General features: G+C 65.9%; 20 protein-coding genes. 19 read left to right on the plus strand and 1 reads right to left on the minus strand.

Annotated features, from left to right (window positions below):
• The first annotated feature begins 125 nt into the window (after nt 1-125).
• From bcsA to OSH12_RS09465, 4 genes are read left to right on the plus strand one after another with little or no spacing between them, the layout of a single operon-like run.
• Complete coding sequence (bcsA, locus tag OSH12_RS09450) at nt 126-2330, plus strand: UDP-forming cellulose synthase catalytic subunit (protein ID WP_266343263.1); 2205 nt, start codon at nt 126-128, stop codon at nt 2328-2330.
• Nucleotides 2327-5008: a cellulose biosynthesis cyclic di-GMP-binding regulatory protein BcsB gene (locus tag OSH12_RS09455; protein WP_266343264.1), complete on the plus strand. Its 2682-nt coding sequence runs from the start codon at nt 2327-2329 to the stop codon at nt 5006-5008. The genes bcsA and OSH12_RS09455 overlap by 4 nt, the downstream gene beginning before the upstream one ends.
• Nucleotides 5005-6081 (plus strand): glycosyl hydrolase family 8, encoded by a 1077-nt coding sequence (locus tag OSH12_RS09460; protein ID WP_266343265.1) that lies wholly within the window; start codon nt 5005-5007, stop codon nt 6079-6081. The genes OSH12_RS09455 and OSH12_RS09460 overlap by 4 nt, the downstream gene beginning before the upstream one ends.
• Nucleotides 6072-8318 (plus strand): cellulose synthase, encoded by a 2247-nt coding sequence (locus OSH12_RS09465; RefSeq protein WP_266343266.1) that lies wholly within the window; start codon nt 6072-6074, stop codon nt 8316-8318. Before OSH12_RS09460 ends, OSH12_RS09465 begins: the two co-directional genes overlap by 10 nt.
• A gap of 97 nt (nt 8319-8415) precedes the next feature.
• Here OSH12_RS09465 and OSH12_RS09470 read toward each other — a convergent pair whose 3' ends face one another.
• Nucleotides 8416-8709, minus strand: a complete 294-nt coding sequence (locus OSH12_RS09470) for a hypothetical protein (RefSeq protein WP_266343267.1) — start codon at nt 8707-8709, stop codon at nt 8416-8418.
• A 148-nt stretch (nt 8710-8857) separates the two neighbouring features.
• Between OSH12_RS09470 and OSH12_RS09475 the strand changes: the two genes are divergently transcribed.
• The 15 genes from OSH12_RS09475 to nirC all read left to right on the plus strand — a co-directional run bounded on the left by OSH12_RS09475 (nt 8858) and on the right by nirC (nt 24490).
• Nucleotides 8858-9517 carry an alpha/beta hydrolase family protein gene (locus tag OSH12_RS09475; protein ID WP_266343268.1) on the plus strand — a complete coding sequence of 220 codons (660 nt, stop codon included), beginning with the start codon at nt 8858-8860 and terminating at the stop codon, nt 9515-9517.
• A gap of 406 nt (nt 9518-9923) precedes the next feature.
• Nucleotides 9924-10742 carry a GntR family transcriptional regulator gene (locus tag OSH12_RS09480; RefSeq protein ID WP_266343269.1) on the plus strand — a complete coding sequence of 273 codons (819 nt, stop codon included), beginning with the start codon at nt 9924-9926 and terminating at the stop codon, nt 10740-10742.
• Nucleotides 10681-11712 (plus strand): BMP family lipoprotein, encoded by a 1032-nt coding sequence (locus OSH12_RS09485; RefSeq protein ID WP_266343270.1) that lies wholly within the window; start codon nt 10681-10683, stop codon nt 11710-11712. The genes OSH12_RS09480 and OSH12_RS09485 overlap by 62 nt, the downstream gene beginning before the upstream one ends.
• Nucleotides 11713-11739: 27 nt before the next feature.
• Nucleotides 11740-13290: an ABC transporter ATP-binding protein gene (locus OSH12_RS09490; RefSeq protein ID WP_266343271.1), complete on the plus strand. Its 1551-nt coding sequence runs from the start codon at nt 11740-11742 to the stop codon at nt 13288-13290.
• Nucleotides 13287-14348 carry an ABC transporter permease gene (locus OSH12_RS09495; RefSeq protein WP_266343272.1) on the plus strand — a complete coding sequence of 354 codons (1062 nt, stop codon included), beginning with the start codon at nt 13287-13289 and terminating at the stop codon, nt 14346-14348. Before OSH12_RS09490 ends, OSH12_RS09495 begins: the two co-directional genes overlap by 4 nt.
• Nucleotides 14345-15241, plus strand: a complete 897-nt coding sequence (locus OSH12_RS09500) for an ABC transporter permease (RefSeq protein WP_266343273.1) — start codon at nt 14345-14347, stop codon at nt 15239-15241. The genes OSH12_RS09495 and OSH12_RS09500 overlap by 4 nt, the downstream gene beginning before the upstream one ends.
• A 1-nt stretch (nt 15242) precedes the next feature.
• Nucleotides 15243-15806 (plus strand): cysteine hydrolase family protein, encoded by a 564-nt coding sequence (locus tag OSH12_RS09505; protein ID WP_266343274.1) that lies wholly within the window; start codon nt 15243-15245, stop codon nt 15804-15806.
• Nucleotides 15803-16687: a carbohydrate kinase family protein gene (locus OSH12_RS09510; protein ID WP_266343275.1), complete on the plus strand. Its 885-nt coding sequence runs from the start codon at nt 15803-15805 to the stop codon at nt 16685-16687. The genes OSH12_RS09505 and OSH12_RS09510 overlap by 4 nt, the downstream gene beginning before the upstream one ends.
• Nucleotides 16684-17466, plus strand: coding sequence for a nucleoside phosphorylase (locus OSH12_RS09515; protein ID WP_266343276.1), 783 nt, complete (start codon nt 16684-16686; stop codon nt 17464-17466). The genes OSH12_RS09510 and OSH12_RS09515 overlap by 4 nt, the downstream gene beginning before the upstream one ends.
• Nucleotides 17463-18230 carry an SIS domain-containing protein gene (locus OSH12_RS09520; RefSeq protein ID WP_266343277.1) on the plus strand — a complete coding sequence of 256 codons (768 nt, stop codon included), beginning with the start codon at nt 17463-17465 and terminating at the stop codon, nt 18228-18230. Before OSH12_RS09515 ends, OSH12_RS09520 begins: the two co-directional genes overlap by 4 nt.
• Nucleotides 18206-19687 carry an aldehyde dehydrogenase family protein gene (locus OSH12_RS09525; protein ID WP_266343278.1) on the plus strand — a complete coding sequence of 494 codons (1482 nt, stop codon included), beginning with the start codon at nt 18206-18208 and terminating at the stop codon, nt 19685-19687. Before OSH12_RS09520 ends, OSH12_RS09525 begins: the two co-directional genes overlap by 25 nt.
• 151 nt (nt 19688-19838) lie before the next feature.
• On the plus strand, nt 19839-20429 hold the full coding sequence (locus tag OSH12_RS09530; RefSeq protein ID WP_266343279.1) for an ANTAR domain-containing response regulator: 591 nt from the start codon (nt 19839-19841) through the stop codon (nt 20427-20429).
• 35 nt (nt 20430-20464) lie between these two features.
• Nucleotides 20465-21796 (plus strand): CmpA/NrtA family ABC transporter substrate-binding protein, encoded by a 1332-nt coding sequence (locus tag OSH12_RS09535; RefSeq protein WP_266343280.1) that lies wholly within the window; start codon nt 20465-20467, stop codon nt 21794-21796.
• Between the two features lie 418 nt (nt 21797-22214).
• On the plus strand, nt 22215-23678 hold the full coding sequence (gene cysG, locus OSH12_RS09540; RefSeq protein WP_266343281.1) for a siroheme synthase CysG: 1464 nt from the start codon (nt 22215-22217) through the stop codon (nt 23676-23678).
• 11 nt (nt 23679-23689) lie between these two features.
• Nucleotides 23690-24490 carry a nitrite transporter NirC gene (gene nirC / locus OSH12_RS09545; protein ID WP_266343282.1) on the plus strand — a complete coding sequence of 267 codons (801 nt, stop codon included), beginning with the start codon at nt 23690-23692 and terminating at the stop codon, nt 24488-24490.
• The last annotated feature ends 1 nt before the right edge of the window (nt 24491 follow it).

Here is a 24491-nt window from a genome sequence, read left to right on the forward strand (position 1 = left end):
GGCTCATCGGCCAGCAAAGCCATGAGGGCGGCCCGGTCGGCAACGACCGCCGCCCTTTCCGCTTGTCGGGCGACGTCGCGAAAATTCTCCGGCTTCATGCTCGAACGTGAAATGAGGAACGCTTGATGGCACGCATCGGCATCGGGCTCCTGTGGGCCGTCGCGGCCCTGGTGATGGCTTTCCTCATCACGCTTCCGATCAGCCTGCAGGCGCATCTGATCGCCGGCACCGCCGTGCTCGGCGCGATGATGGTGCTGAAGACCTTCACCAGCGGTGGCGTCTGGCGCCAGATCGCGCTCGCGCTCGGCACCTCGATCGTGCTGCGCTACGCCTACTGGCGCACGACCAGCACGCTGCCGCCGGTCAATGAGCTGCAGAATTTCATCCCCGGTTTCCTCGTCTACATCTGCGAAATGTACAGCATTTTCATGCTGTTCCTGAGCTTGTTTGTGGTGATGCTTCCGCATCCGCCGCGCAATCTCAAGATCTCTTCGTCCGATGCGGACCTGCCGACGGTCGACGTTTTCGTTCCGACCTACAATGAAGAGCCGGAGCTGCTGGCGACGACGCTGGCGGCCGCGAAGGCGATGGATTACCCGGCCGACAAGCTGACGGTCTGGCTGCTCGATGACGGCGCCACGGTACAGAAGCGCAATGCCGAGAACATGCAATCGGCCCAGGAGGCCGAGGAGCGCTACATCACGCTGCAGAAGCTGGCGGCCGACATGGGCTGCCGCTACCTGACGCGCGAGCGCAACGAGCATGCCAAGGCCGGCAACATGAACAACGGCCTGCAATATGCGACCGGCGATCTCGTCGTCGTGTTCGATGCCGACCACGCCCCAGCGCGCGATTTCCTGCTCTACACGGTCGGCTACTTCAAGGAAGACACGAAGCTCTTCCTCGTCCAGTCGCCGCACTTCTTCCTCAACCCCGACCCGGTCGAGCGCAATTTGCGCACCTTCGAGGCGATGCCCTCCGAGAACGAGATGTTCTACGGCATCATCCAGCGCGGCCTCGACAAGTGGGATGCCTCGTTCTTCTGCGGCTCGGCCGCCGTGCTGCGTCGCGCAGCCCTCGACCAGACCGGCGGCTTCTCCGGCGTCTCGATCACCGAGGACGCCGAGACGGCGCTGGAGTTGCATGCCAGCGGCTGGCACAGCGTCTATGTCGACCGCCCGCTGATCGCCGGCCTGCAGCCCGCCACCTTCGCTTCCTTCATCGGCCAGCGCAGCCGCTGGGCGCAGGGCATGTACCAGATCCTGCGCTACCGCTTCCCGCCGGGGAAGCGCGGCCTCTCGATCCCGCAGCGCCTCTGCTACATGTCGAGCACGCTGTTCTGGTTCTTCCCGATCACGCGCTGGGTCTTCCTGCTCGCGCCGCTCTGCTACCTCTTCCTCAATCTCGAGATTTTCACGGCCTCGGGCGGCGAGTTCCTCGCCTATAGCGCGACCTATATGATCGTGAACCTGATGATGCAGAACTACCTCTATGGCCGCTTCCGCTGGCCATGGATCTCGGAGCTGTATGAGTATGTGCAGTCCGTCTATCTGCTTCCGGCCCTGGTCTCGGTCATCCTCAATCCCAGCAAGCCGACCTTCAAGGTAACGTCGAAGAGCGAGTCGCTCGACACCGCTCGTGTCTCGGAGCTTTCGCGTCCGTTCTTCATCATCTTCTTCGTGCTGGTGCTGGCCTTGGTCATGACGGTCTGGCGCGTCATCAACGAGCCCTACAAGGCCGACGTCACCATGGTGGTGGGCGGCTGGAACCTTCTCAACCTGATCATCGCCGGCTGTGCGCTCGGCGTCGTCTCCGAGCGGCGGGAGAACCGGGGCAGCCGCCGCGTCGACGTCAAGCGGCGCTGCGAGATCCTCGTCGGCGACAAGGCCGTGCCGGCCACCATCGAGGATGCCTCGGTCGGCGGCGCGCGCATCAATCTGGGCAATGTGAAGGTTCCCGAAATCAGCCGCGACCTCGCTTGCGACGTGCGCTTCAAGACCAATGTGTCGATCGAAACCGACTCCCTGCCGATCAGCGTCCGCAGCATGACCCGGACGCCGGATGGCGTGATACTCGGCGTCCGCTATGAACCGACGGTCGCCGGCCACTACAAGCTGATCTCGGACCTGGTGTTCGCCAGCTCCGATCTCTGGACCAAGTTCCAGTGGTCGCGCCGCACCAATATCGGAATCCTGCGTGGCACGATCTGGTTCCTGAGCCTGTCGATCTACCAGACGGGACGCGGGCTGACCTATTTCATGAAATCGTTCCGTCGCTCGGCGCCGGAAAAGGCCGCTGTTGCCGCGCCTGCCGGAAAGCCGAACGCATGAAAACGCTGACCCGCGCCGGCCTCGCCGTCACCCTACTGGGCACCAGCGCCCTTTGGGCGGTTGCCCAAAGCCCGGCTCCCTTCGACATGAGCGGCGAGCGTGCCGCGAACCCGGCGCCGATTGCCGTGCCGACCGCGCCGGTTCGCGCCGTTCCCGGTCAGCCGGCAGCGCCGTTCCAGTTTGAGCCGGCAACCCCGGCCGCTCCGCCCGTCGCGCCGCAGACGCCGATCGCCGTGCCGGTGGCGCCGCCAGCGGTTGCACCCGTACCCGTCGCAGCGCCGGAGCCGATCCTCGCTCCGGCACCTTCTGTCGCGCCGGTTGTCGCAGCCCCTGCGCCGGCTCCGGTTCCTGATATCGCCGCGCCCGCGATCGAAGCGCAGGCTGCGAACGAGCCGGCCAAAGCGCCGCTTCCCGCCGGTCTCGATCGTCGCTTCATCGTTCCTGCGTCGACCCTGCGGCTCGAAGGCGAAATGGACCAGCGCGCCTGGGCGATCTTCCTCTCCGGCGAAGAAGCTACCCAGCCGGCACGCCTCGATGTTTCCTTCAGGAACGCCATCGTCGTGATGCCGGAAGCCTCCCGGTTGCGCATCTCGATCAACAACGAGCCGGTTCTGGAGACGGCGCTGTCGGCGTCGGAATCGTTCCGTGATGTCGTCGCCATGGTGCCGCCCGGCCTGCTGCGCGCCGGCGCCAACACGATCCGCTTCCAGGTTTCCCAGCGCCACCGGACCGATTGCAGCATTCAATCGACCTACGAGCTGTGGACCGAAATCGATGCCGGCGGCACGTCGCTGACTTTTGCGCGCGGCGATGCCCCGCGTCTGTTGCGCGGCCTCGATGACCTTCCGGCCATTGGATACAATGGCGACGGCATCACCTCGATCCACGTCATCGCACCGGCCAGCAATCAGGTGACGATCGCGCCGCATCTGCTGAAGCTGGTGCAGGCGCTTGCGCTGGCCGGCAACTATCCCAATCCGAATGTCACGGTTTCCGACGCCGCCGCGTCCGATGGCGCAGCCTCTTCCGACAGAGAGGGAACGCTGACGGTTGTTCTGGGCGTCGCCAGCGAGATCCGTTCGTTGCTGTCCAACCCGCCGGCGGATGCCGCCACGCGGCCGATCGTCGGCTTCGTCGACGACGAGAAGCTTGGTTCCTCGGTTCTGGTGGTCTCGGGCGGCAACTGGACGCAGATCGGCACGGCAATCGAATCGATCGCCGCCAGTGTCGATCGGCCCGTGGGCGTGGCTCGCGCCACGCTGAACACCGCGCCGTGGATGGCGCCGGATGCGCGTTTCGTCACCGGCAGGGACAGCTTCCGCATCGCCGACGCCGGCGTCGGCACGCAGGAATTTGCCGGCCGTCGCTTCCGCAGCGAATTCGCGGTTGGCGTGCCGTCCGATCTGTATGCCCAGGCCTATGGCGAGGCGCAGCTTCTGCTGGACGCCGCCTATACCTCGGCGGTGCGCCCTGCCAGCCATATCGACATCTATGTGAACGACCAAATCGCCGCGACAACCCGCATCACCCGGCAGCAGGGCGGCATTTATCGGCAGTTTCCGATCAACATTCCGCTCCGCCACTTCAAGCCCGGCGTGAACCGGATCTCGATCAACGCAATGCTCGACACTGCCGAGGATGCGGCCTGCGCGCCTGGCGGATCGACGGAGGGTGGCCAGCGCTTCGTGCTGTTCGACACGACGACCTTTGCGATGCCGAACTTCGCCCGCATCGGCCAGCGCCCCAATCTCGCGGCTTTCGCGGGGACGTCCGCGCCGTACAACCGCACGGTGGATCCGGTCTCGATGGTTCTGGGGCGCACGGATCCGAGCACCTACTCTGCCGCCGCGAGCCTGGCGGCGCGGATGGCCATCCAGTCGGGCCGCATCATTCCCCTGACGCCGACGCCGGCGACGGGTGTCGGCGACAGTTCGGCGATCTTCGTCGGTACGGCGGCGCAGATCCCGAGCAGCGTGCTGGGGCAGGTGCGTGTCGCGGAAAGCATCCGGACAAGCTGGCGCGACGAGACGAGTGCTGGCGTTCGCGCTGTTCCTGCCGCCGGAACCAACGATTTCGGCGCGCTCGGCGGAGCCCTTCTGCCCCCCGGAGCCGAACTCGGCCAGGCGCCGCGGGCGGCTTTCGGAACGGAGAACACCGACGCCACCCTGGACCGCTGGCGCAATGAGGTTGTCGGCGGCGGCTGGCAGGACTACGGCACCGGTATCGAGAACTGGCTGAAGCGGAATTTCGATATTTCCTTCGCAACGATGCGTCTGCTCGACGCGGAGGTTCCCGCCTATGTGCCGGAGCCGAAGACGACGTTGATCCTGGCGCAGGCGGCGAGCCCGAATGGCGGCGGCACCTGGACCGTTCTCACGGCGCCGTCCGAAGAGCGCCTGATCTCGGGCATCCACACGATCACGGCCATCCAGCGCTGGCAGGACGTCAGCGGACCGCTCACCACCTATTCGGCGACCACCGATCGGGTCGAGAGCCGGCCGCTCGTCCGCTATGAGTTCGTGCAGACCCAGCCTTTCTCGCTGGTCAACTTGCGCCTGGTTGCCGCCAACTGGCTGTCGAGCAATATCGCGTTCTACGCGCTGGCTCTGGTCGTTCTCTGCATCCTCCTCGGCATCGTGACGACCGGGCTTCTGCGCCGCTTGGGGAGAGCGACATGATCGCCTCGCTCCTCCGTTCCGCCGGTGTTGCCGCGCTGATCGCCGCGGCTACTGTTTCCATGGCGACCCTGGCCCATGCGGAGCCATCCACCATGCGCGGAACCGTCACGGCCGCCGACTGGCGCGCCTATAGCGAGCGCTTCGTCGATGCATCCGGCCGCGTCATCGATGATGGCAATGGCGGGATCAGCCACAGCGAGGGGCAGGGCTATGGCCTGTTGCTGGCGCTGGCTGCTGACGATCGCGCCGGCTTCGAGCGGATCTGGAGCTTTACCCGCACCGAACTGATGCTGCGTGATGACGGACTCGCCGTCTGGAGCTGGCAGCCGACGCTCCCGCATGTGCGCGACAGCAACAACGCCAGCGATGGCGACCTGCTGATCGCCTATGCGCTGGCCGAGGCAGGCTGGACGTGGAATGAGCCGGCCTTTCTCAAGGCCGCCGCCGCGATTGCCGAGGTGTTGGGCAAGAAGACCGTGGTGGAAGACCTGGGCCGCCAGCTGATGCTGCCGGGCGTCGATGGTTTCAGCCGCGCAGCCCGGCCTGATGGCCCGGTCGTCAATCTGTCCTACTGGATTTTCGAAGCCTTCCCGGTGATGGCGCAACTGGCTCCGCACACCGATTGGCAGGGGTTGTCGCAGTCCGGCCTGGCGCTTTTGCAGCTGGCCCAGTTCGGCGTGCAAAAGCTCCCGACCGACTGGATTTCGGTCAAGGACAAGACGCCCGTTCCGGCGGCTGGGTTCGATCCCGACTTCGGCTACAACGCCATCCGCATTCCGCTCTATCTGATACGCGCCGGCATTACCGACGCCGCGTTGCTCGCGCCCTATGAAAAGGCATGGCTCGGCGAGGGCAAGCTCGGTCCCGCCGTCATCAATGTGAAGACGAATGCCGTCGAGAGCCCGCTGAACGAGCCCGGTTACCGGATGCTGGCGGCAGCTCTTGCCTGCGTGCGCAGCGGAACCAAGGTGCCGGACGACCTCAAGACCTTCGCGCCGACACTGTATTTCCCGTCGACGCTTCATCTCCTCTCCCTGTCCTTTCTGACGGAAAGGCACGCCGAATGTCTTTGAAGCAGCAGCTCCTCGTCTTCGGAACGCTCGCAGTCATCGGGCTTGAGGGCGCCTATCTCCTGGATCTGGCCACGTCTTCGGCGGAGGCCAGGGGCGAAGCGCCCATTCTGCAGGTTCAGCGCCCGTCCGGCTCGCAGCAAGCATTCTACGCGCCCATACGCATGGCGGAGCTGGCAACCGGCACGGCCACGGCCCCCGCGGCGCTCGCGCCTGCCGCTGCGCCGACCCCTGCGCCCGCACCGGCCCCTGTGCCCGCACCGGTAGCGGCTCCGGCTCCCCCCGTCGGACCGGCGGTCGACGAGACGGCACTGCGCTATTTCGCCCGCCAGGGTGACGAGCGTCGCCTGCAGGCGGAAATCGCTCGCCTGCGCGCGCTCTATCCCGACTGGACGCCTCCGGACGATTTCTCGGCCCCTGCGCCGATATCGGACGCCCAGCTTGACCAGATGTGGAAGCTCTATGGCGACGGCCAGTACGCCGCGGTCCGCAGCGCCATCGCCGCCCGCCTCGTGCGCGAGCCACAATGGCAGGCGCCGCCCGACCTGATCACCCGCCTCGATATCGGCGAAGCGCGCGACCGGCTCATCAATGCCTCGAATGCGCAGCAATGGAATACGGTCGTCTCGATCGGCTCCGCCACGCCAAGCCTTTTGACCTGCGCCGACGTCGACGTGCTCTGGCGGGTCGCCGAGGCATTCGGCAAATCGGACCGCACGAGCCGCGCCCGCGATGTCGGCACCTATATCCTGACCAATTGCCAGGACCCGAAGGAACGCCTCGCCACCATTCAGAAGGCGATGGCCTATCTCGACGATGCCGAGCTGGCGGACCTGCTCAAGCTGGAGCGCATCGGTCCGGACGGGCAGGGCGAGTTTGCCCCGGTCAAGAATGATCTTGCCCGTCGCCGCGTCGCCGCCGGCGGCGCCGATGCGAGCGTGGTCGTCTCGCCGGCCGATATCGCGCTCGTCGAGCGGCTGGTGCGCGAAGGCACAGGCCCGGACGATGCCGTGCTGCTCGGCGCCTACTGGTTCCAGCACAATGACCCGACCCGCGCCGCGCAGTGGTTCGAACTCGCCAAGGGGCGCGCCGACACCGCCGACATCGCCCGGGGCTACGCCTATGTGCTGAACGCGCTGAAGCGCCCGGCCGAGGCGGAGGCCGCTGCCTACAAGTGGCGCGATGCCAGCAAGGAAAACACCGACGCCTATCTGGTCGTCGCCACCGCCATGCTGGCCGTGGATCCGCCGGTAAAGATGGAGCGCGACGTGCTCACCCGCACGGCGAAGGCGATCAGCGACGCGAAATATGGACCCGGCGCACAGGAGTTCGGCTGGTACGCCTACAAGATCGGCCAGACGGCGATCGCCGCCCGCTGGTTCGAGATGGCGCTTTCGCTGATGCCCGGCGACGAGCCCGCAGCCTATGGTTTGGCGCTTGCCAACCAGAAGCTCAAGGACAAGGCCGGCTTCGACAAGATCGTGCGCGAATGGGGCGACCGCTCGCCGCGCATCGCGGCGCTGGCCGACCCGAAGGCCCGGCGCAATCTCATTCCGGCGGCGGAAGCGATCCCCGGTCCGGACGGCGAGACGGTCGAGACATCGCGCGTCGAGGAAGTCGAGGAAGCCGAGCCGGTGGCCCGGCCCGCGCGCCGCCAGGCGGCCGCCCGCGCTGCCCAGCCGGTTGAGCGTCGTCCTGCCCAGCGGACCGCCGCTCGAAGCAGCGGCCGCAGCTGCACGGGCGAGGTCCGGCCTGAGCAGCTCTCTTCGATGAGCGCGCTCAATCGTGGCTGGTGCCTGATGGAATTGAACCGCCCGATCGAAGCCGCGGATGCGTTCGACGCGGCGGTTCGTTCCAGCTCCGGCCAGGTGGCGCAGGACGCGGCCTATGGCCGGACGCTGGCCTATCTGCGCGCCGGGCTGACGGATCAGGCAGCCGCCTCGGCCGCTTCGACCTCGCAGAGCGTGCCGCGGGCGATCGAGCTGAAGACGGAAGTCCTGACCCAGCGCGCCATCGGCTCCTATTCCGACGGCCGCTATATCGAGACGCTGCTGATGCTGGACGAGCGCTCGCGCCTTGCGCCCGAGCAGAACGACCTGATGATGATGCGGGGCTGGTCCTATTTCCACCTGCGCCGCTTCAACGACGCCAAGACGATCTTCGTAGCCGTCGCAGGCACCGGCTCCCGCGAGGCGCAGCGCGCACTGGCAACGCTGGCCGAAGCAACCAAGCCGCGTTGATGTCTTTTCACGCGGCGCGCCGGCGCCGCGTGAAAAACTGGCTGTTCCAGTCGCGTTTTCTTCACGCGAACCGGTACCCACTTCGCTTGAAAACGCTCTAGCGGACGACGCAGCCCTTCGGATAGCCGACCCGCTTGCAATAGACGACGCGCGGGGCCGGGCGGGCGACGCAGCCCTTGACGTAGACGCCGTTCTGGCAATAGACGACCGCCCCCGAGCGAACGACCGGTGCCGGCCGGACAATGCAGCCGACCGGATAGCCGACTCGCTTGCAATAGACGGCGGCCTCGCTGGATGTGGTGGTTGCCGCCAGCAGGCCCAGGCCGCTGATGCCGGTCAGCACCACGGCAAGGCAGGCAAGCTTCAAGCGGCCGATTGCTGGTATGTTCATGCGCACGATCCCCTCCCTGGTTGCGAAGGAGAGCCCACGCTCAAACCTCTCGCCCGGCATGATTACCATACGGAAGGTGGCGTCGGCCGAAATTCCGCGTGATGTCCGGGTACGATCGGGCTTGAAGTGACATGGATGGGCCAAGCGAATGAACGGTGAATTTCTGCTGGACGGACCGGAAGACGGCCGGGCGACGATCCTGTTGGCGCACGGCGCCGGCGCGCCGATGGATTCGGCCTCAATGACGGCGGCAGCCCACGCGCTGGCGGAGGCCGGGTTTCGCGTGGCGCGATTTGAATTCGCCTATATGGCGGCGCGCCGCACCGGAGACGGGCGCAAGCCACCGCCGCGCGCCGACAAGCTCATTCCGGAATATCAGGCCGCAGTGACGGCGCTCGCGGCGAAGGGGCCGCTGATCATCGGCGGCAAGTCGATGGGCGGCCGCGTCGCCAGCCTGATTGCGGACGGACTTTTCATCGAGGCACGGATCATCGGGCTGCTGTGCCTCGGCTATCCCTTCCACCCGCCGGAAAAACCCGAGCAATTGCGCACGGCCCATCTACTGGACCTCCGGACCCCGACGCTGATCTGCCAGGGAACTCGCGACCCGTTTGGCACGCGCGAGGAGGTTTCGGGCTACGATCTGTCGGAGCGGATCGGGATCCTCTGGCTCGAAGATGGCGATCACGACTTGAAGCCGCGCAAGAGCGTCTCGGGCTTTTCGACGGCGGATCATCTGCGGACCATGGCGACCCGGGTTTCCGCCTGGATCGACCAACGCATTGACGGACATCTGCCGCAAGCGTGACCGCCCGCACTCCAAGAACCTGACCCATCCAAGTGGAATCTGGTCTCCCCAAGGGAGACCCTTGCAAGACGCCGTTCTCAACATCCTGAGGAGACCCGAAGGTCGTCTCGAAGGACGCAGATCGGTTGTGCCGTCGAAATTTTGCTCCCATGCCGTGCGTCTTTCGAGGCGGCCTTTTCCGAAAACCTCATCGGGGTAATGGAGAATGGGGCTGCAGGACTGTCGTTCGACGCCAGAGAGAAGCTCGCTAACTCACTGTTTTATCGGGCTTATTCTGAGGAGCCCGATCCCTCCTTCTCATGACCTCTCCCTAGTCGACGAATATTTTCGCGGCAAATGATCGGACCTGGCTTGAAATCCCGAATTCGTCTTGTACAGTTGACTGGACAAGTTGGAGGAGGGGACGATGGCAGCAGGCGTACGCGATCGTGACGGACCGCTTTATCTGCAGATTGCGGACCGGTTGCGCGAGGACATTGCCGAGCTCGGCGAGGGCGCCCGGATCCCCAGCGAGCCGCAATTGGCGCGCGATTGGGGCGTCAGCCGCTTCACCGTGGCGAAGGCGGTCGAGCAGCTAGCCGACGAGGGGCTGATCACGCGTCGCCAGGGCAGCGGGTCTTTCGTCGCCCCCGCGCCGTTGCGTCGCCAGCCCGGCTATCTGCTCAGCTTCACCGAAGCCGTCGAGGCTGCCGGCCACCGGGCCACGCATCAGCTGCTCGCCTTCGAGGAAGCCGCCTGGCAGGCCGGTCTTCCTTATCCGGAAGGGGCGGCGCTGATCCGACTCGATCGTCTGCGCCTTGTCGACGGCATGGCGGTGGCGCTGCACCGGTCGCTGATCTCGGCCGAGCTCGCCCGCTCGACGGGGCTGACCCGCGAGGTTGCCGCGTCGCACGCCTTTTCGCTTTATCGCTTCTTCGAGGAACGTGGCCTCTCGGTCCATAGCGCCACCGAGCGGCTCATCGCCCGCGCGGCGGAGCCGGGGGATCGGGAATTGCTCAGCCTTGGCGGCGATGCCGTCGTCGTCGCCGTGACGCGTCATTCCTTTGCCGCGGACGGGACGCCTCTCGATGCGGTCGACGCCGTCTATGACGCGCGCCGCTACTCCTACGAGGCGACGCTCATGCGCCAGCCGCGAAACCACGTATCCAACACGGAGAAGTCAGATGAAAACCACTTCGATGGCGCTCGCCACGATGGTCCTCGCCTCGGCCCTTGGAACGGCTAGCGGCCATGCCGAAGACAAGCCCGTCGCCCTGATCGTCTCGCAGGGCGGCCTCGGTGACCAGTCCTACAATGACCTGGCCCATTCCGGCTTCGAGCGCGCCCTGAAGGATACCGGTCTGGTCGGCCGCGCGGTTGAATCCAAGGAAGTGGTTTCGCAGGCGACCGAGATCCTGCGTCGCGCCTCGGATGCCGATTTCGGCCTGATCGTCGATCTCGAATATGCCCATGGCGAGCCGATGCTCGAAGTCGCCAAGGACTATCCGGATACCAAATACGTCATCCTGAACCAGGTGCGAGAAGGCGCGAACATTGCCTCGGTGCTGTTCCAGGAACAGGAAGGCTCCTATCTCGCCGGCACGCTCGCAGCCCTGGTTACGACCGATACGTCGATCAAGGGCATCAACGCGCAGCCGGTGATCGGCGTGATCGGTGGCACCAAGTCGGCCGGTATCGACAAGTTCATTTCCGGCTATGTCGAGGGCGCCAAGGCGGCCAATCCGAACGTCGTCGTCAAGGTCGCCTATTCCAACAATTTCGGCGATCCGGCGGTCGGCCTGCAGATGGCCAAGGCGATGATCGAAGAAGGCGCTGACGTGATTTATCACGTCGCCGGCGGCACCGGCATGGGTGTCATCCAGGCGGCCAAGGAAGCCGGCGTCTACGCGATCGGCGTCGACATCGACCAGGACGGCATCGCGCCGGGCAACGTTCTGACCAGCATGGTCAAGCGCTCGGACATCGCCGTCGAGACCGTGATCAAGGACTATGCCGCCGACAAGTTTCCGGGCGGCAAGACCATCACGCTCGGACTCAAGGAGAACGGCGTTGGTCTCTCGGACATGAAGTACACCAAGGATCTCATTCCCGCGCCGATCCTCGATAAGGTCGAGGCCGCGAAGCAGGGCATCCTCTCCGGCCAGATCAAGGTCTGGAACGTCGTGGATCAGGGCTATCCGGACTTCCTGAAATAAGCGCTTTCCATCTCGTAAGGACAGTCCATGTCGATGGCTGAATTCACGCCAGACACGACGATCCGCCTGGGGGCGCATAGCGTCACCCGGCGGTTCGGCGAACTGGTCGCCAATGACGGCATTACCTTCCGCGCGCATCGCGGAACCATTCACGCCATTGTTGGTGGCAACGGGGCCGGCAAGTCGACGCTCATGCGCATCTTGCAGGGAATGGACCGTCCCGACGAAGGCGTCGTCCTCGTCGACGGCATGCCAACCGTCTTCTTCGGACCCGCCGATGCCTTCGAAAAGGGCATCGGCATGGTGCATCAGGAATTCATGCTGGTGCCGGGGCTGACGCTTCTCGAAAACCTGGTGCTGGCGCAGGAGCCGCTCGACGGTCTGCGCCGCATCGACCGAAAGAAGGCCCTCGACGCCGCGCGAAAGCTGGAGCGCGAAGCGGGGGTGACGCTCGATTGGGACATGCCGGTCGATGACGCGCCGGTGCATGTGCGCCAGATCGTCGAAATCCTGCGCCTGCTGTATCGCGGCGCCGACGTGCTCATCCTCGATGAGCCGACGGCCGTGCTGGCGCCCGCGCAGGTGCAGGAACTGATCGTGCTGCTGCGCAAGCTGCGCTCGGAAGGCCGCACCATTCTCTTCATCAGCCACAAGCTGGACGAGGTGATGGCGCTGGCCGACGAGATCACGGTGATCCGGTCCGGCAAGGTCATCGGCGCGATGAAGACCGCCGAAACCAGCAAGGCGGCCCTGGCCGAAATGATGATCGGCGAGATCCTGAGTCGGCCGAATGCCCGGCCGAGCCCGGTCGGACGGACGGTGCTCGAGCTTCGCGGCCTCGCCGCCATGGATGCGCGACGCGTGCTGCGGCTCAAGGAGCTCGATCTCGATATCCGTGCCGGCGAGATCGTCGGCATCGCCGGCGTCGCCGGCAATGGCCAGGACGAGCTGATCGCCGCCGTCACCGGCCTCGGCCGGATCGAGCGCGGCTCGGTCAGGCTCGACGGCGAGGACGTGACGAAGCTCGGCCTGCGCGCCCGGCGCGAGCGTGGCCTCAGCTATCTGAGCCCGGATCGCGCGGCGGAAGGGCTCTGCCTCTCCGCGCCAATCTCGGAAAACCTGATTGCCGGGCGCCATCGTTCGGCAGCTCTCTGCAAGGCGGGTGTCCTGCAGAAGGGCGCCATCAAGCGCCATGTCGAAACGCTGCTCGATCGCTTCTCGGTCAAGCGCGCTTCTGCGGCTTTGCCAATTTCCAGCCTGTCCGGCGGCAACCAGCAACGCGTCGCCATGGCGCGCGAACTGGATGGCAACCCGAAGCTGCTCGTCGCCTGCCAGCCGACGCGCGGCGTCGACATTCGCGGCATCGCCTTCATCCACCAGTGCCTGCTCGACTATCGCGAGGCGGGCGGCGCGGTGCTGGTCATCTCGGAAGAACTCGATGAACTCATCGCATTGTCGGATCGCATCGTCGTCCTCTATGACGGCCGCGTCACCGGTGAAGTGGCGCGCGGATCGGCCAAGGTCGAGGAGCTTGGCCGCATGATGTTGGGCGAAACCCGCAAGGAGGTCGCCGCATGAGCGCCGTTGCTTCATCTGCTCGTGCGACGCCCGCCATCGGCTGGCGCGACGTGGCGCTGGCCGTGGCGCCACTGGTGCTGGCCCTTGTGGTCGCCGGGATCGTGCTCGCCGTCGCCGGTCACAATCCGCTCGAAGTCTACTGGCTGCTACTCAAGGAATCCTTTGGCGGCGTGAAGCGGATCGCCGCGACGGTGGCCGCCTCGACGCCGCTGATCCTGACCGGCCTTGCCACCGCCGTCGCCTTCCGTTCCGGCGTGTTCAATGTCGGCGTCGAGGGTTGCGTGCTGGTCGGCGGCCTCGCCGCCGCCTATGTCGGCTTCACCTTTGTCGGCCTGCCGGCCACTCTGCTGCTACCCTTTGCGCTCGGCGCCGCCGTCATCGCCGGCACGCTCTGGATGCTGGTCCCGGCGCTCCTGAAGGCGCGGCTCGACGTCGACGAAGTCGTGACGACGCTGATGCTGAACTTCATCGCCGTCAGCCTGACCGCCTGGCTGGTCAATGGCCCGCTGCTGGCGCCGGGCTCCGCCAATTCGGCAACGCCGATGGTGGTCGAGGCCGCGCGCCTGCCGCGCCTGATGCCGCCGTCGACGCTGAATGCCGGCTTCCTGATCGCGATCGCGCTGCTGGTGCTCTACTGGCTCTGGGGCCGCGGCACGGCGCTCGGGCTCGAGACCCGGCTCGCCGGCCTCAATCCGCGCTTCGCTATCGCGTCGGGCATCAACGTGCCGATGCTGATCATCAAGATGATGCTGCTTTCGGGCGCCATCGGTGGGCTCGCCGGCGGCATCCAGGCACTCGGCACCGTCAACCGCTTCGTCGTCGGCTTCTCGCCCGGCTACGGCTTCACCGGCATCGCGGTCGCGCTGCTCGGTCGCGGCTCCGCGATCGGCATCCTGCTCGCGGCGCTGCTGTTCGGGGCACTGGCGACCTCCGGGGCCACCATCCAGCTCTTCAGCGATGTGCCGATCGAGATCGTCAACATCCTGCAGGGAACGGTGATGATCTTCGCGGTCGCCCGCTTCGGCTGGCTCCTGAAAAATCGGCAGGGCGGCAAATGATCGACAACATCATCCACGCGGCGTTCATCATGACGACGCCGATCCTGCTCGCCGCCCTCGGCGGCCTGGTCAACCGAGTCGCCGGGCTCGTCAATATCGGTCTCGATTCCATGATGCTGGCCGGCGCTCTGGTTGGCCTCATGGTTGCCTCGCAGACGGGAAGCTGGCCGGCGGCCCTCGTCGCCGCCGCCCTCGTCGGCGGCCTGCTCGGACTGCTGATGTCGCTCACCGTCACCCGCCTTCAGGCCAACGAGATCATCGTCGGCCTCGGCTTCAACATCGCGGTTGCCGGGCTGGTGCGTTTCTTCCTGAAGAGCTGGTACGGTACGTCGGGCACGCTCAGCCTGCCCGATGTCGCCATGCTGCCGCGCATCCATATTCCCGTCGTGGCCGATATTCCGGTTCTGGGCGCGGTCTTTTCTGACCATGACCCGCTCACCTGGGCAGCCTGGCTGCTGGTGCCGGCGACGGCCTGGTTCCTCGCCCGCACCCGCCTTGGCCTGCGCCTGCGGGCTGCCGGCGCGGCGCCCCAGGCGACGCGGGCGCTCGGTCTCAATCCGCTCAACCTGCGCGATGCCTCGACGGTGTTCGCCGGCATGATGTCGGGCCTTGCCGGTGCTTATCTCTGCATCGGCGTGGTTGGCATCTTCAACGAAGGCATCACCGCCGGACGCGGCTTCCTGGCGCTCGCCGCCTTCTATTTCGGCCGCAATCGCCCCTGGCCGACGGCGATCGGCGCGCTGCTGTTCGGCCTGTTCGACGCAATCCAGATCCGGTTGCAGGGCAGGGGCCTGCCGGCCGAGTTGGTGCAGACGCTGCCCTACGTGATGGTCATCGTCATCCTCACCCTGGTCGCCATCACCCTCAAGCGTGCGCGGAACAAAGGAGCCTGACATGGTCGAAACAACAAAGACCGCGCTCATCCTCGTGGATGTCATCAACTCGTTCTTCGAGCCCGGCCAGCCGAATTATTACGCCGGCGTAGAGGCCGTGCTGGAGCCGATGCGCGCCCTGCTGGAGACGGCCCGCAAGTCGGGGACGATCGTGGTCCACGCGGTGGAAAAGCACCGCCCGGAATTCCACGACTTCGAATGGAACAAGCTTCCCGTCCATCATCTCGAAGACGCGCATGACGCCGCCTTCTTCGCCGACTTCCGCCCCGAGGGACCGAGCGAGACGACCATCTTCAAGCGCCGCTTCAGCGCCTTCTTCGCCACCGATCTCGCGCTGTTTCTGCACGAGCAGAAGGTGACGCGTGTCGTCATCGCCGGTGTCAAGACGAATGTCTGCATCCGCGCCTCGGCGCAGGATGCTTTCGCCAATGGCTTCGAGCCGGTGGTGCCGCGCGAGGCGACCAATTCGAACCGGCCGCATCTGGCCGATGCGTCGCTGGAGGACATCGACCGTTATATGGGCCGTGTCGTTCCGCTGCAGGAAGCCCTCGGGATGCTGGCATGACCACCATCGCGATCACGGGCTATGCCAGCCTCGACCATGTGGCGATCCTCGACGGCGCGCCAAGGGCGGGCCGGACCACGACGATATTGCAGCGCCCGCAGGATGGCTGGCCACGCCTTGGTGGCGGTCCGGCCTTCGTGGCGATGGCGCTCGCGGCCGACGGCATCGACAACGTGGTTCCGGTCAGCTGGATCGGCGACGACGAGGCAGGCAGCGCCTATCGCGACCAGCTCGCCGCCAAGGGCGTGTCGGGCCGCGGGCTCGACGCCGTCGCCGGCGCGCGCACGCCCGTCTCGGTGCTGGCCTATGAGCCGGAGGGCGGCTGCATCTGCCTCTATGATCCCGGCATGCCGGCCGGGCTGACGCTATCGGCCTCGCAGGTTGAACTGGTCGGCACCGCCGATTGGGTCTGCGTCACCATCGGGCCTTCCTCCGTCAATGACGCGGTGCTGTGTGCGATCGGCGAGGCGACCCGTCTCGCCTGGATCGTCAAGCATGACCCGCGCGCCATGTCAGTGGCGCAGGCGGCGCGCTTCGCGGCGCGGGCGGATCTGATCTGCTTCAGCCAAGCCGAGGCGGGCTTTGTCCGGCAGGCGCTGGCCGAGGCCGGCGCGGCGCGGCCTGGCCAGGTGCTGATCGAGACGCGCGGCGGGCAGGGCGCCGGCATCACGCGCGACGGCCAATCCATCGACGTTTCCGCCGAACCCCTCACCGTGACCGATCCAACCGGCGCCGGCGACAGTTTTGCCGGCGGCGTGCTGGCTGCCCTTGCCAAGGGCGAGACCGATCTGGCTGCCGTCGTGCGCTCCGGCCATGCCGCCGCGCGCCGGCTGCTGCTGGCACGCCAGATTTCAGAAAACGAAAGTGCATTGAGAGAATGACCAAGCAAGACGAAAAGACCAACACCGCCTGGTACATCGGCGCGAAGCGCGATCAGGTCGGCAGCGGTGCCATTCTCGTCGGCGATCCCGCCCGCATCGGCCGCATCGCCGAGCATCTGAGCGATGTCGAGTTCCTGCCGGAAAATCGCGGCCTGCGCACCGTCACCGGCACGCGCAACGGCCAGCGCATCACCGTCAGCGCCTTCGGCATGGGCGCGCCGATCGCGACGATCGTCCTGCACGAGCTGTTCGCACTCGGCGTCCGGAGCTTCCTGCGCATCGGCACCGCCATGGCCGTGCCGCCGGCGAAGCTCGGCGATTTCGTGCTGGCCGACGGCGCCCTGCGGGCCGAGGGAACGTCCAACACCTATGCGCCGCTCGGTTTTCCGGCGATGGCCGATTTCGAGCTGAACACGGTTCTGCGCCAGCAGCTTGGCCGTTCCGGGCGCAAGTGGCACGCCGGCGTCTACGGCACCTATGACGGCTTCTACACCGAGATGTTCGGTCTGTCGGGCCAGAGCCGGGCGATGATCGACACGCTGAAGCAGGACATCCAGCGCCTCGGCCTGATCGGCACGGACATGGAGACCTCGGCGCTGCTGGTGGCGGCCCGCGTGCTCGGCGCCAGCGCCTCGACGCTCTGCATCGCCACCGTCGATGCCTTTAGCCAGGAGAAGATCGACGACGCGGCCATGGCCGTCGCCGAGCGCGAACTGTTCGATGTCGCGCTGGATTCGATCGCTGAATTTGCAACGAAGAAGAATGAGGTGACGCTATGACGTCGATGGTCGACCGCTATTTCAACAATCTGGCCGAGCGGCTTGAGAAGGTTCGCACCACGCAGGCCGCGGCCATCGACCAGGCAGCCGAGCTGTGCGCGGCGAGCATCGCCGCCGACAAGTTGGCCTTCACCTTCGGAACCGGCCATGGCGCGCTGCCGGCGCTGGAGAGCTTTCCGCGCACCGGCACCATCACCGGCTTCCGGCCGATCGTCGAAAGCACGATGATCTCGTTCCACCGCGTGCTCGGCGACATGGGCGCGCGGCAGTATCGCTTCATCCATGCGGCCGAAGGCTATGGCAAGGCGATCCTGAACTCGCACCAGCTCGACCCGCTCGACACGATGGTGCTGTTCTCGCATTCCGGCATCAACGCCGTGATCCTCGACATCGCGCTGGAGTGCAAGGAGCGCGGCTTGAAGGTCGTCGGCGTGACGTCGCTGCCGCATTCGAGCGTCACGCCTTCGCGTCACTCCTCCGGCAAGCGCCTGTTCGAGGTCGCCGATGTCGTCATCGACACCGGCATTCCGAAGGCCGACGCGTCGCTGGCGATTGAAGGCCTCGAGCATCCGGTCGGCGCCAATTCGACCAGCGTCACCATAGCGATCGCCCATGCGATCGTCGCGACGACGGCCGAGAAGCTCGTCCAGCAGGGCATCCAGCCGTTCGTGATGGTCAATCCCAACACGACCAGCAAGGCGGAGGCCAACGCGCAAAACGACCGCAATTACGAGGAATTGTGGCGCAGGCTGAAGTCGCGGTGAACATGATGGAGAGAGGACTTTTCATCGACGGCGCATGGCGTGACGCGGCCAAGGGCGAGCGGATTGAGATCCGCGATCCCGCCACCGGCGAGCTTGTCGGTTCCAGCGCACTGGCGTCGCGCGCCGATGTCGATCTGGCGGTTGCGGCCGCCGGTCGCGCCTTGCCGGCCTGGTCCGCCATGCATGCCGACCAGCGGGCAAAAATCCTGCACCGTGCGGCGGATCTGGTCGCCGAACGCATCGACGCCATCGCGGCGATGCTGACGCGCGAGCAGGGCAAGCCGGTTCCGGATTCGAAGAAGGAAATCGGCTTCGGCATAGAAGTCATCCATTACTATGCCGAAGAGGGACGCCGTATCGGTGGCTCGTTCCGGCCCTCGTCGCGTCCCGACATCAAGAGCATGGTGACGACAGCGCCGGTCGGCGTTGTCGGCGCGATCGTGCCGTGGAATTACCCGGTCGATCTCTATTGCTGGAAGATCGCGCCGGTGCTGGCGGCGGGCTGCACGCTCGTCGCCAAGCCGCCGCACGAGACGCCGCTGGCGATCGGCATGGTGGTGCAGTGCTTCGTCGACGCGGGCGTGCCGGAAGGCGTCGTCAACGACATTCCGGGTACCGGTCCGGAAGTGGGCGCAGCCCTCGCCGAGCATCCCGATATCCGGATGATCACCGCGACCGCCTCGGTGCCGGCAGGCCAGTCGATCATGCGCGCCTCCGCCGGCACGCTGAAGCGGCTGTCGCTGGAACTGGGCGGCCAGAGCCCGTTCGTGGTGCTGGACGATGCCGATCCGGTCGAGGCTGCTGCGGCAGCGGCGCGACGCTCCTTCTCCAATATGGGGCAGATCTGCATCGCGGTGAACCGCATCCTGGTCTCGAAGGGCATCCACAAGGACTTTGTCGAGGCGCTGGTCGCCGAGACGCGAAAAATCAAGCTCGGCAATGGCAGCCTGCCCGGCGTGCTCTATGGCCCGATGCTGCATGAGGGCGTTCGCCAGCGTGTCACCACCCATGTCGAGGATGCCGTCGCCAAGGGCGGCAAGCTGCTCGTCGGCGGCCGGATTCCGGTCGGCGACGAATACGCCAACGGCTTCTTCTACGAGCCGGCCATCGTCGACAATGCACCCGACAATGCGTTGGCGCTGACGGAAGAGACCTTCGGTCCGCTCGCGGCGATCCGCCCTGTCGCGGACGACGCCGAGGCGCTCCGCGTCGCCAACGCGCTGCCCTACGGCCTCGCGGCTTACGTCTATTCGCGCGATCTGGAGCGGGCCTGGGCGCTCGCCGACAAGATCGAGGCGGGTGCGATCGGCGTCAACGTCAACGACACGACCGAACTTCAGGCGCCGTTCGGCGGCTGGAAGATGAGCGGCGTCGGTCGCGAGCTGGGTCCGGAAGGCCTGTTGGCATTCCGCGAGTCCAAGCACATCAAGATGCGCGTGCGCCCGCTGACGGCGTAAGCGGCACTCTGCTTCCAGAAGGGCCGCAACCGTCGGCCCTTCTGGAAAATTCTACATGTTTGATGGCTACCTGTCCTTTCTTCCCGGCCTTGCATGGTTCTTGCTTGCGCTTCATGTCCATGCAGAGCGTGCGAGGACTGATGGGTCGCCGATGAAGCCAAATGCTATCCGGGTTGTCGTGGTCGATGACAATGCGCTGCGGGCGGCCATCCTTGTCGATGGCCTGCGCGAAGCCGGCATTGACGGCGTCGAGGTGATCGAGACGAGCACACAACTCGTTCGCCGTCTCGCCGCGATCGATCCCGACGTCATCATCATCGATCTGGAAAACCCCAGCCGCGACATGCTGGAGCAGATGTTCCAGGTCTCGCGCGTCGTCTCGCGCCCGGTCGCAATGTTCGTCGACCAGTCTGATCAATCCATGATCCGCGCCGCCGTCGATGCCGGCGTCTCCGCCTATATCGTCGACGGGCTGAAGAAGGAGCGGGTGAAAGCCATCGTCGACATGGCCATCAGCCGCTTCGAGGCATTCGATCGGTTGCAGCGCGAGTTGCTCGAAGCGCGCAGCGAACTGGCCGACCGCAAGGTGATCGACCGCGCCAAGGGAATCCTGATGCGCTCGCGCAACCTCTCCGAAGAGGAGGCCTATGCGCTGCTGCGGCAGGCGGCGATGAACGAGAAGCGCCGGATTGCCGACATCGCGCAAAGCCTCGTCACCGCTGCCGGATTGCTCGGAAAATAGCCATGCTGAATTCCAGGAAAGGCGGAAACGACGCCATGACCGCAAGCTCGATAACGCCAAACCCGCGAGATCAGCGGATCGCCAGAGCCGCCGTGATCCGGCCGGACCATAGCCGCGTCGTGCGCGTCGGCTTCATCCCGCTGCTCGATATCGCCGTTCTGGTCGCAGCGGAAGAGCAGGGATTTGCGGCCCGCGAAGGCATCAGCCTGCAGTTGATCAAGGACGTTTCCTGGGCCAACATCCGCGATCGTCTGGCCTTTCATCAGTTTGATGTCGCCCACATGCTGGCGCCGATGACGGTCGCCTCCTGTCTTGGTCTCGGCTCCAACCCGTCGCCCACGCTTGCGCCGTTTGTGCTTGGGCGCGGCGGCAATGCCATCACGCTTTCCGTCGGGCTCTATCGCGACATGCAGGCGCTGGCCGGCCTCGGCGGCAGTGAGGATGCGCTGACCAATGCGCGCGCGCTGGCACAGGTGATCGCGGCGCGGCGCAAGGCCGGGCAACGGCCGCTGGTCTTCGCCATGACCTATCCGTTCTCGTCGCATAATTACGAGTTCCGTTATTTCATGGCGGCGGCCGGTATCGATCCCGACCGCGATGTGACGATGACGGTCGTGCCGCCGCCTTTGACGGCGGATGCGATGGCCGCTGGGGCTATCGACGGCTTTTGCGTCAATGCGCCGTGGAACATGATCGCGGTGGAACGCGGCGTCGGTCGTGTCGTCGCGGTCAAGGCCGATATCTGGCCGGCCGCGCCGGAAAAGGTGCTGGGCGTGCGGCCGGATTGGGCCGAGAGCCAGCCCGAAACGCTGTCGCGCCTGATCGTCGCGCTCGATGCCGCCGCGAAATGGTGCGACGTTCCGGAGAACCGTCCGACGCTGGCCGAGATGCTGGCGCAGCCCGCTTATGTCGGCGGTTCATCGGCCCTGATCGGCTCGCTGCTCACCGATCGCCTCCTTGTCGACCCGGATGGCACGCTTCGCGATATCCCGAACTACCTGACCTTCCACGGCGAGGCGGCGAATTTTCCCTGGGTCAGCGAGGCGCTCTGGCTCTACAGCCAGATGGCGCGCTGGGGCCAGGCGTCGCTGACGCCGGACGGAATCGACAGGGCAGCGTCGGCCTATCGGCCTGATCTCTATCGCCACGCGCTGGCGGGTTCCTCGACGCCGTTGCCGATCGCCGATCGCAAGGTCGAGGGAAGTGCTGTGCCCATCGAGATCGCGACGACGGCCGGGCCGATGGCGCTTCGCGCCGCGCCGTTTCTCGATGGACGGGCTTTTGAGCCGGACCGGATTGTCGACTATGTCGCCGGCTTCCCGGTCGCCAATCCGACGGCGGGCAGCGGTAGTCACGATCCGCTCTGAAGCTTTTCGAGCGAAGTGGGTACCGGTTCGCGTGAAGAAAACGCGACCAAACAAGGAGCGAGAGAATTGCGCCGTTTCAGGGAAACGGTGGAATGCTCTAGCTGCCGAAAGCAGCATATCGCCGCCCTCAATTCCAGCGTTATGCTCAATAAATAGACTTGAGCAAAGATGAGGCAGAGGCTTACACTTATTCCAAGCTGAGTTCGGTTCCGAGCCGAATTCGCCGCCAGGGCGATCAACGATGATCCGCCATTGGCCTGCCTCTGACGAGGCTAACCCCGACAACGACGTCGCCGCATTCGAGTGCATGAACGCACGGCCGCGACGCATGCATCCGTTTTCCCGGCGACGATCCCGCTTCCCTCCGAATGCCTTCGGAACGGAAAGCGTGTCCATCCTCCCGATGACAGGAGATCGCATGCCGCTTCGCCAGCCCCGTATTGCCGCGCCGCGTATCGCCCCGCTCGCCGTCCTGCCCGTCTTCCTGCGGCTGGAAGGCAAGTGCGTCCTGATTGTCGGCCACAGTGCCGCCGCGGCCTGGAAGGCCGAACTTCTCGCCGCCACCGGAGCGACCGCCTGCCTCGCTTGTGTAGGTGATGCGCCGTTGGCTCCCGAACTCGCGGCGCTGGTCGAGGCCGGTCGCATCAACGTTGTGGGCACCTACGGGCCCGGACAGTTGCGCGGTATGGCGATCGCCGTTTTTGACGCTGAGACGGACGAGCAGGCGGCGCAGTTTCGCGACGAGGCAATCGCAGCCGGCGTGCCCCACAACGTCATCGACCGTCCCGACTTCTGCAGCTTTCAGTTCGGCGGCATTGTCAACCGCTCGCCGGTCGTGATCGGCATTTCAACCAGCGGCGCCGCGCCGATCCTCGGCCAGGCCGTGCGTCGTCGGATCGAATTCGCGCTGCCGCCTGCGCTCGCCGGGTGGGCGACGCTGGCGATGAAAATGCGCCGGGCGGTTCTGGATCGGCTGCAGCCGGGGGCCGAGCGACGCCGGTTCTGGGAGCGCTTTTCCGATCTGGCGCTTGGCCAGACCGCGCAAGCTGAAGCCGGCGATCTCGCCGAGCAACTCATCGACACAGCGCGCCATGGCGAGGTCGTCCAGACCGTCGGCCGCGTCACGCTGGTTGGCGCCGGACCGGGCGACCCGGATCTTCTGACGGTCAAGGCGGTTCGCGCTTTGCAAGCTGCCGACGTCATCCTATTCGACGATCTGGTTTCCGATGGCGTTCTCGAACTCGCCCGCCGCGAGGCGCGACGGATGCTGGTTGGCAAGCGCGGCGGCCGTGCTTCCTGCTCGCAGGACGACATCAACGCCATGGCGCTCAAGCTGGCGCGTCAGGGCAAGAACGTCGTTCGCCTGAAGTCAGGCGATCCGATGGTGTTTGGTCGCGCCGGCGAAGAGATCGAGGCACTGCGGGCCGAGGGCATCGCGGTCGAGGTCATTCCCGGCATCACGGCGGCCTCGGCGCTGGCCTCCAGTCTTGGTGCGTCGCTGACCCATCGCGACCACGCGCATTCGGTCCGCTTCGTCACCGGCCATGGCCGTGACGGCGAGATGCCGGATCTCGACTGGCGCGGTCTTGCCGATCCCGAGACGACGCTCGCCGTCTATATGGGCGGCCGTACGGCCCCCGAGTTTGCCCGCCGCCTTCTGGCGCAGGGCCGCGCCGACGCGACGCCCGTCGTGCTGGCGCAATCCGTCTCCCGACCCGAGCAATCCATCCGTCACGCGACACTCGGAAGCCTCGCGACCGAGCTTTCCAGCCGGTCCGATGGCCCGGTCCTGGTCGGCATCGGCGAGGCCTTCCAATTCGCCGCAACGGCGAAAGCAGCCCTGACCACCTCCCAAACTCCCACCCTTCTCTTTGGCACCTGAGGACAAGCAGCATGTTTGACGAGACCATCAGCAAACTCTCCGCCCTTGGCGCGTCCAAGGCCCGTCTGCTCGAAAACAACCCGGCCGGTTTCTTCATCGGCTCGGCTATGGCCGGCATCTATGTCGGCTTCGGTATCCTGTTGATCTTCAGCCTTGGCTCGCTGCTCGATCCCAGCATCCGGCCGCTTGTCATGGGCGCGTCGTTCGGACTGGCGCTGATCCTCGTCGTCTTCGCCGGCGCCGAGCTCTACACCGGCCACACCATGAACATGACGATCTCGACGCTGGAAGGTCAGACGACGCTCGGTCAGCTCGGCCGCGTCTGGCTGATGAGTTGGGTCGGCAATCTGGTCGGCGCGATGCTTTTGGCCGGACTGTTCGTCGTGGCCGGTGGCGGATCGATCCTTTCCTCACCGAGCGAGTTCATCTTCAAGGCGGCCGCCGCCAAGATGAACGCCGATCCGGTGCAACTGGTCGCGCGCGCCATCCTCTGCAACTGGCTTGTCTGCCTGGCGCTCTGGATGTCGGCCCGCACCACCAGCGATGCCGCCAAGATGATCGCCATCGCCTGGTGCCTCTTCGCCTTCATTGCCTCCGGCTACGAGCATTCCGTCGCCAACATGACGGTGTTCGCGCTGGCCCTGTTCTCGAAGCATCCCGACACGATCACCTGGGCCGGCGCCGCGTGGAACCTGCTCTGGGTCACCATCGGCAACACCTTCGCCGGCGCCGTGCTGATGGCGGGCGCCTATTGGGTGGCGGCGGCACGACCTTCGTCCCGGCCGGTTGCCGGCATCGTCGCGGCTGAGTGAG

The organism is Kaistia terrae (genome assembly GCF_026344005.1).
GTDB lineage: Bacteria > Pseudomonadota > Alphaproteobacteria > Rhizobiales > Kaistiaceae > Kaistia > Kaistia terrae.

Bases quoted from the DNA above. Each gene is read 5' to 3' on its own strand.
- OSH12_RS09470 (WP_266343267.1), bottom strand. From the start codon at position 8,709: ATGAACATACCAGCAATCGGCCGCTTGAAGCTTGCCTGCCTTGCCGTG.
- OSH12_RS09455 (WP_266343264.1), top strand. From the start codon at position 2,327: ATGAAAACGCTGACCCGCGCCGGCCTCGCCGTCACCCTACTGGGCACC.
- OSH12_RS09515 (WP_266343276.1), top strand. From the start codon at position 16,684: ATGACCAAGCAAGACGAAAAGACCAACACCGCCTGGTACATCGGCGCG.
- OSH12_RS09485 (WP_266343270.1), top strand. From the start codon at position 10,681: ATGAAAACCACTTCGATGGCGCTCGCCACGATGGTCCTCGCCTCGGCC.
- cysG (WP_266343281.1), top strand. From the start codon at position 22,215: ATGCCGCTTCGCCAGCCCCGTATTGCCGCGCCGCGTATCGCCCCGCTC.
- bcsA (WP_266343263.1), top strand. From the start codon at position 126: ATGGCACGCATCGGCATCGGGCTCCTGTGGGCCGTCGCGGCCCTGGTG.
- OSH12_RS09535 (WP_266343280.1), top strand. From the start codon at position 20,465: ATGACCGCAAGCTCGATAACGCCAAACCCGCGAGATCAGCGGATCGCC.
- OSH12_RS09510 (WP_266343275.1), top strand. From the start codon at position 15,803: ATGACCACCATCGCGATCACGGGCTATGCCAGCCTCGACCATGTGGCG.
- OSH12_RS09480 (WP_266343269.1), top strand. From the start codon at position 9,924: ATGGCAGCAGGCGTACGCGATCGTGACGGACCGCTTTATCTGCAGATT.
- OSH12_RS09530 (WP_266343279.1), top strand. From the start codon at position 19,839: ATGAAGCCAAATGCTATCCGGGTTGTCGTGGTCGATGACAATGCGCTG.
- OSH12_RS09465 (WP_266343266.1), top strand. From the start codon at position 6,072: ATGTCTTTGAAGCAGCAGCTCCTCGTCTTCGGAACGCTCGCAGTCATC.
- OSH12_RS09460 (WP_266343265.1), top strand. From the start codon at position 5,005: ATGATCGCCTCGCTCCTCCGTTCCGCCGGTGTTGCCGCGCTGATCGCC.
- OSH12_RS09505 (WP_266343274.1), top strand. From the start codon at position 15,243: ATGGTCGAAACAACAAAGACCGCGCTCATCCTCGTGGATGTCATCAAC.
- OSH12_RS09520 (WP_266343277.1), top strand. From the start codon at position 17,463: ATGACGTCGATGGTCGACCGCTATTTCAACAATCTGGCCGAGCGGCTT.
- OSH12_RS09500 (WP_266343273.1), top strand. From the start codon at position 14,345: ATGATCGACAACATCATCCACGCGGCGTTCATCATGACGACGCCGATC.
- nirC (WP_266343282.1), top strand. From the start codon at position 23,690: ATGTTTGACGAGACCATCAGCAAACTCTCCGCCCTTGGCGCGTCCAAG.
- OSH12_RS09490 (WP_266343271.1), top strand. From the start codon at position 11,740: ATGTCGATGGCTGAATTCACGCCAGACACGACGATCCGCCTGGGGGCG.
- OSH12_RS09495 (WP_266343272.1), top strand. From the start codon at position 13,287: ATGAGCGCCGTTGCTTCATCTGCTCGTGCGACGCCCGCCATCGGCTGG.
- OSH12_RS09475 (WP_266343268.1), top strand. From the start codon at position 8,858: ATGAACGGTGAATTTCTGCTGGACGGACCGGAAGACGGCCGGGCGACG.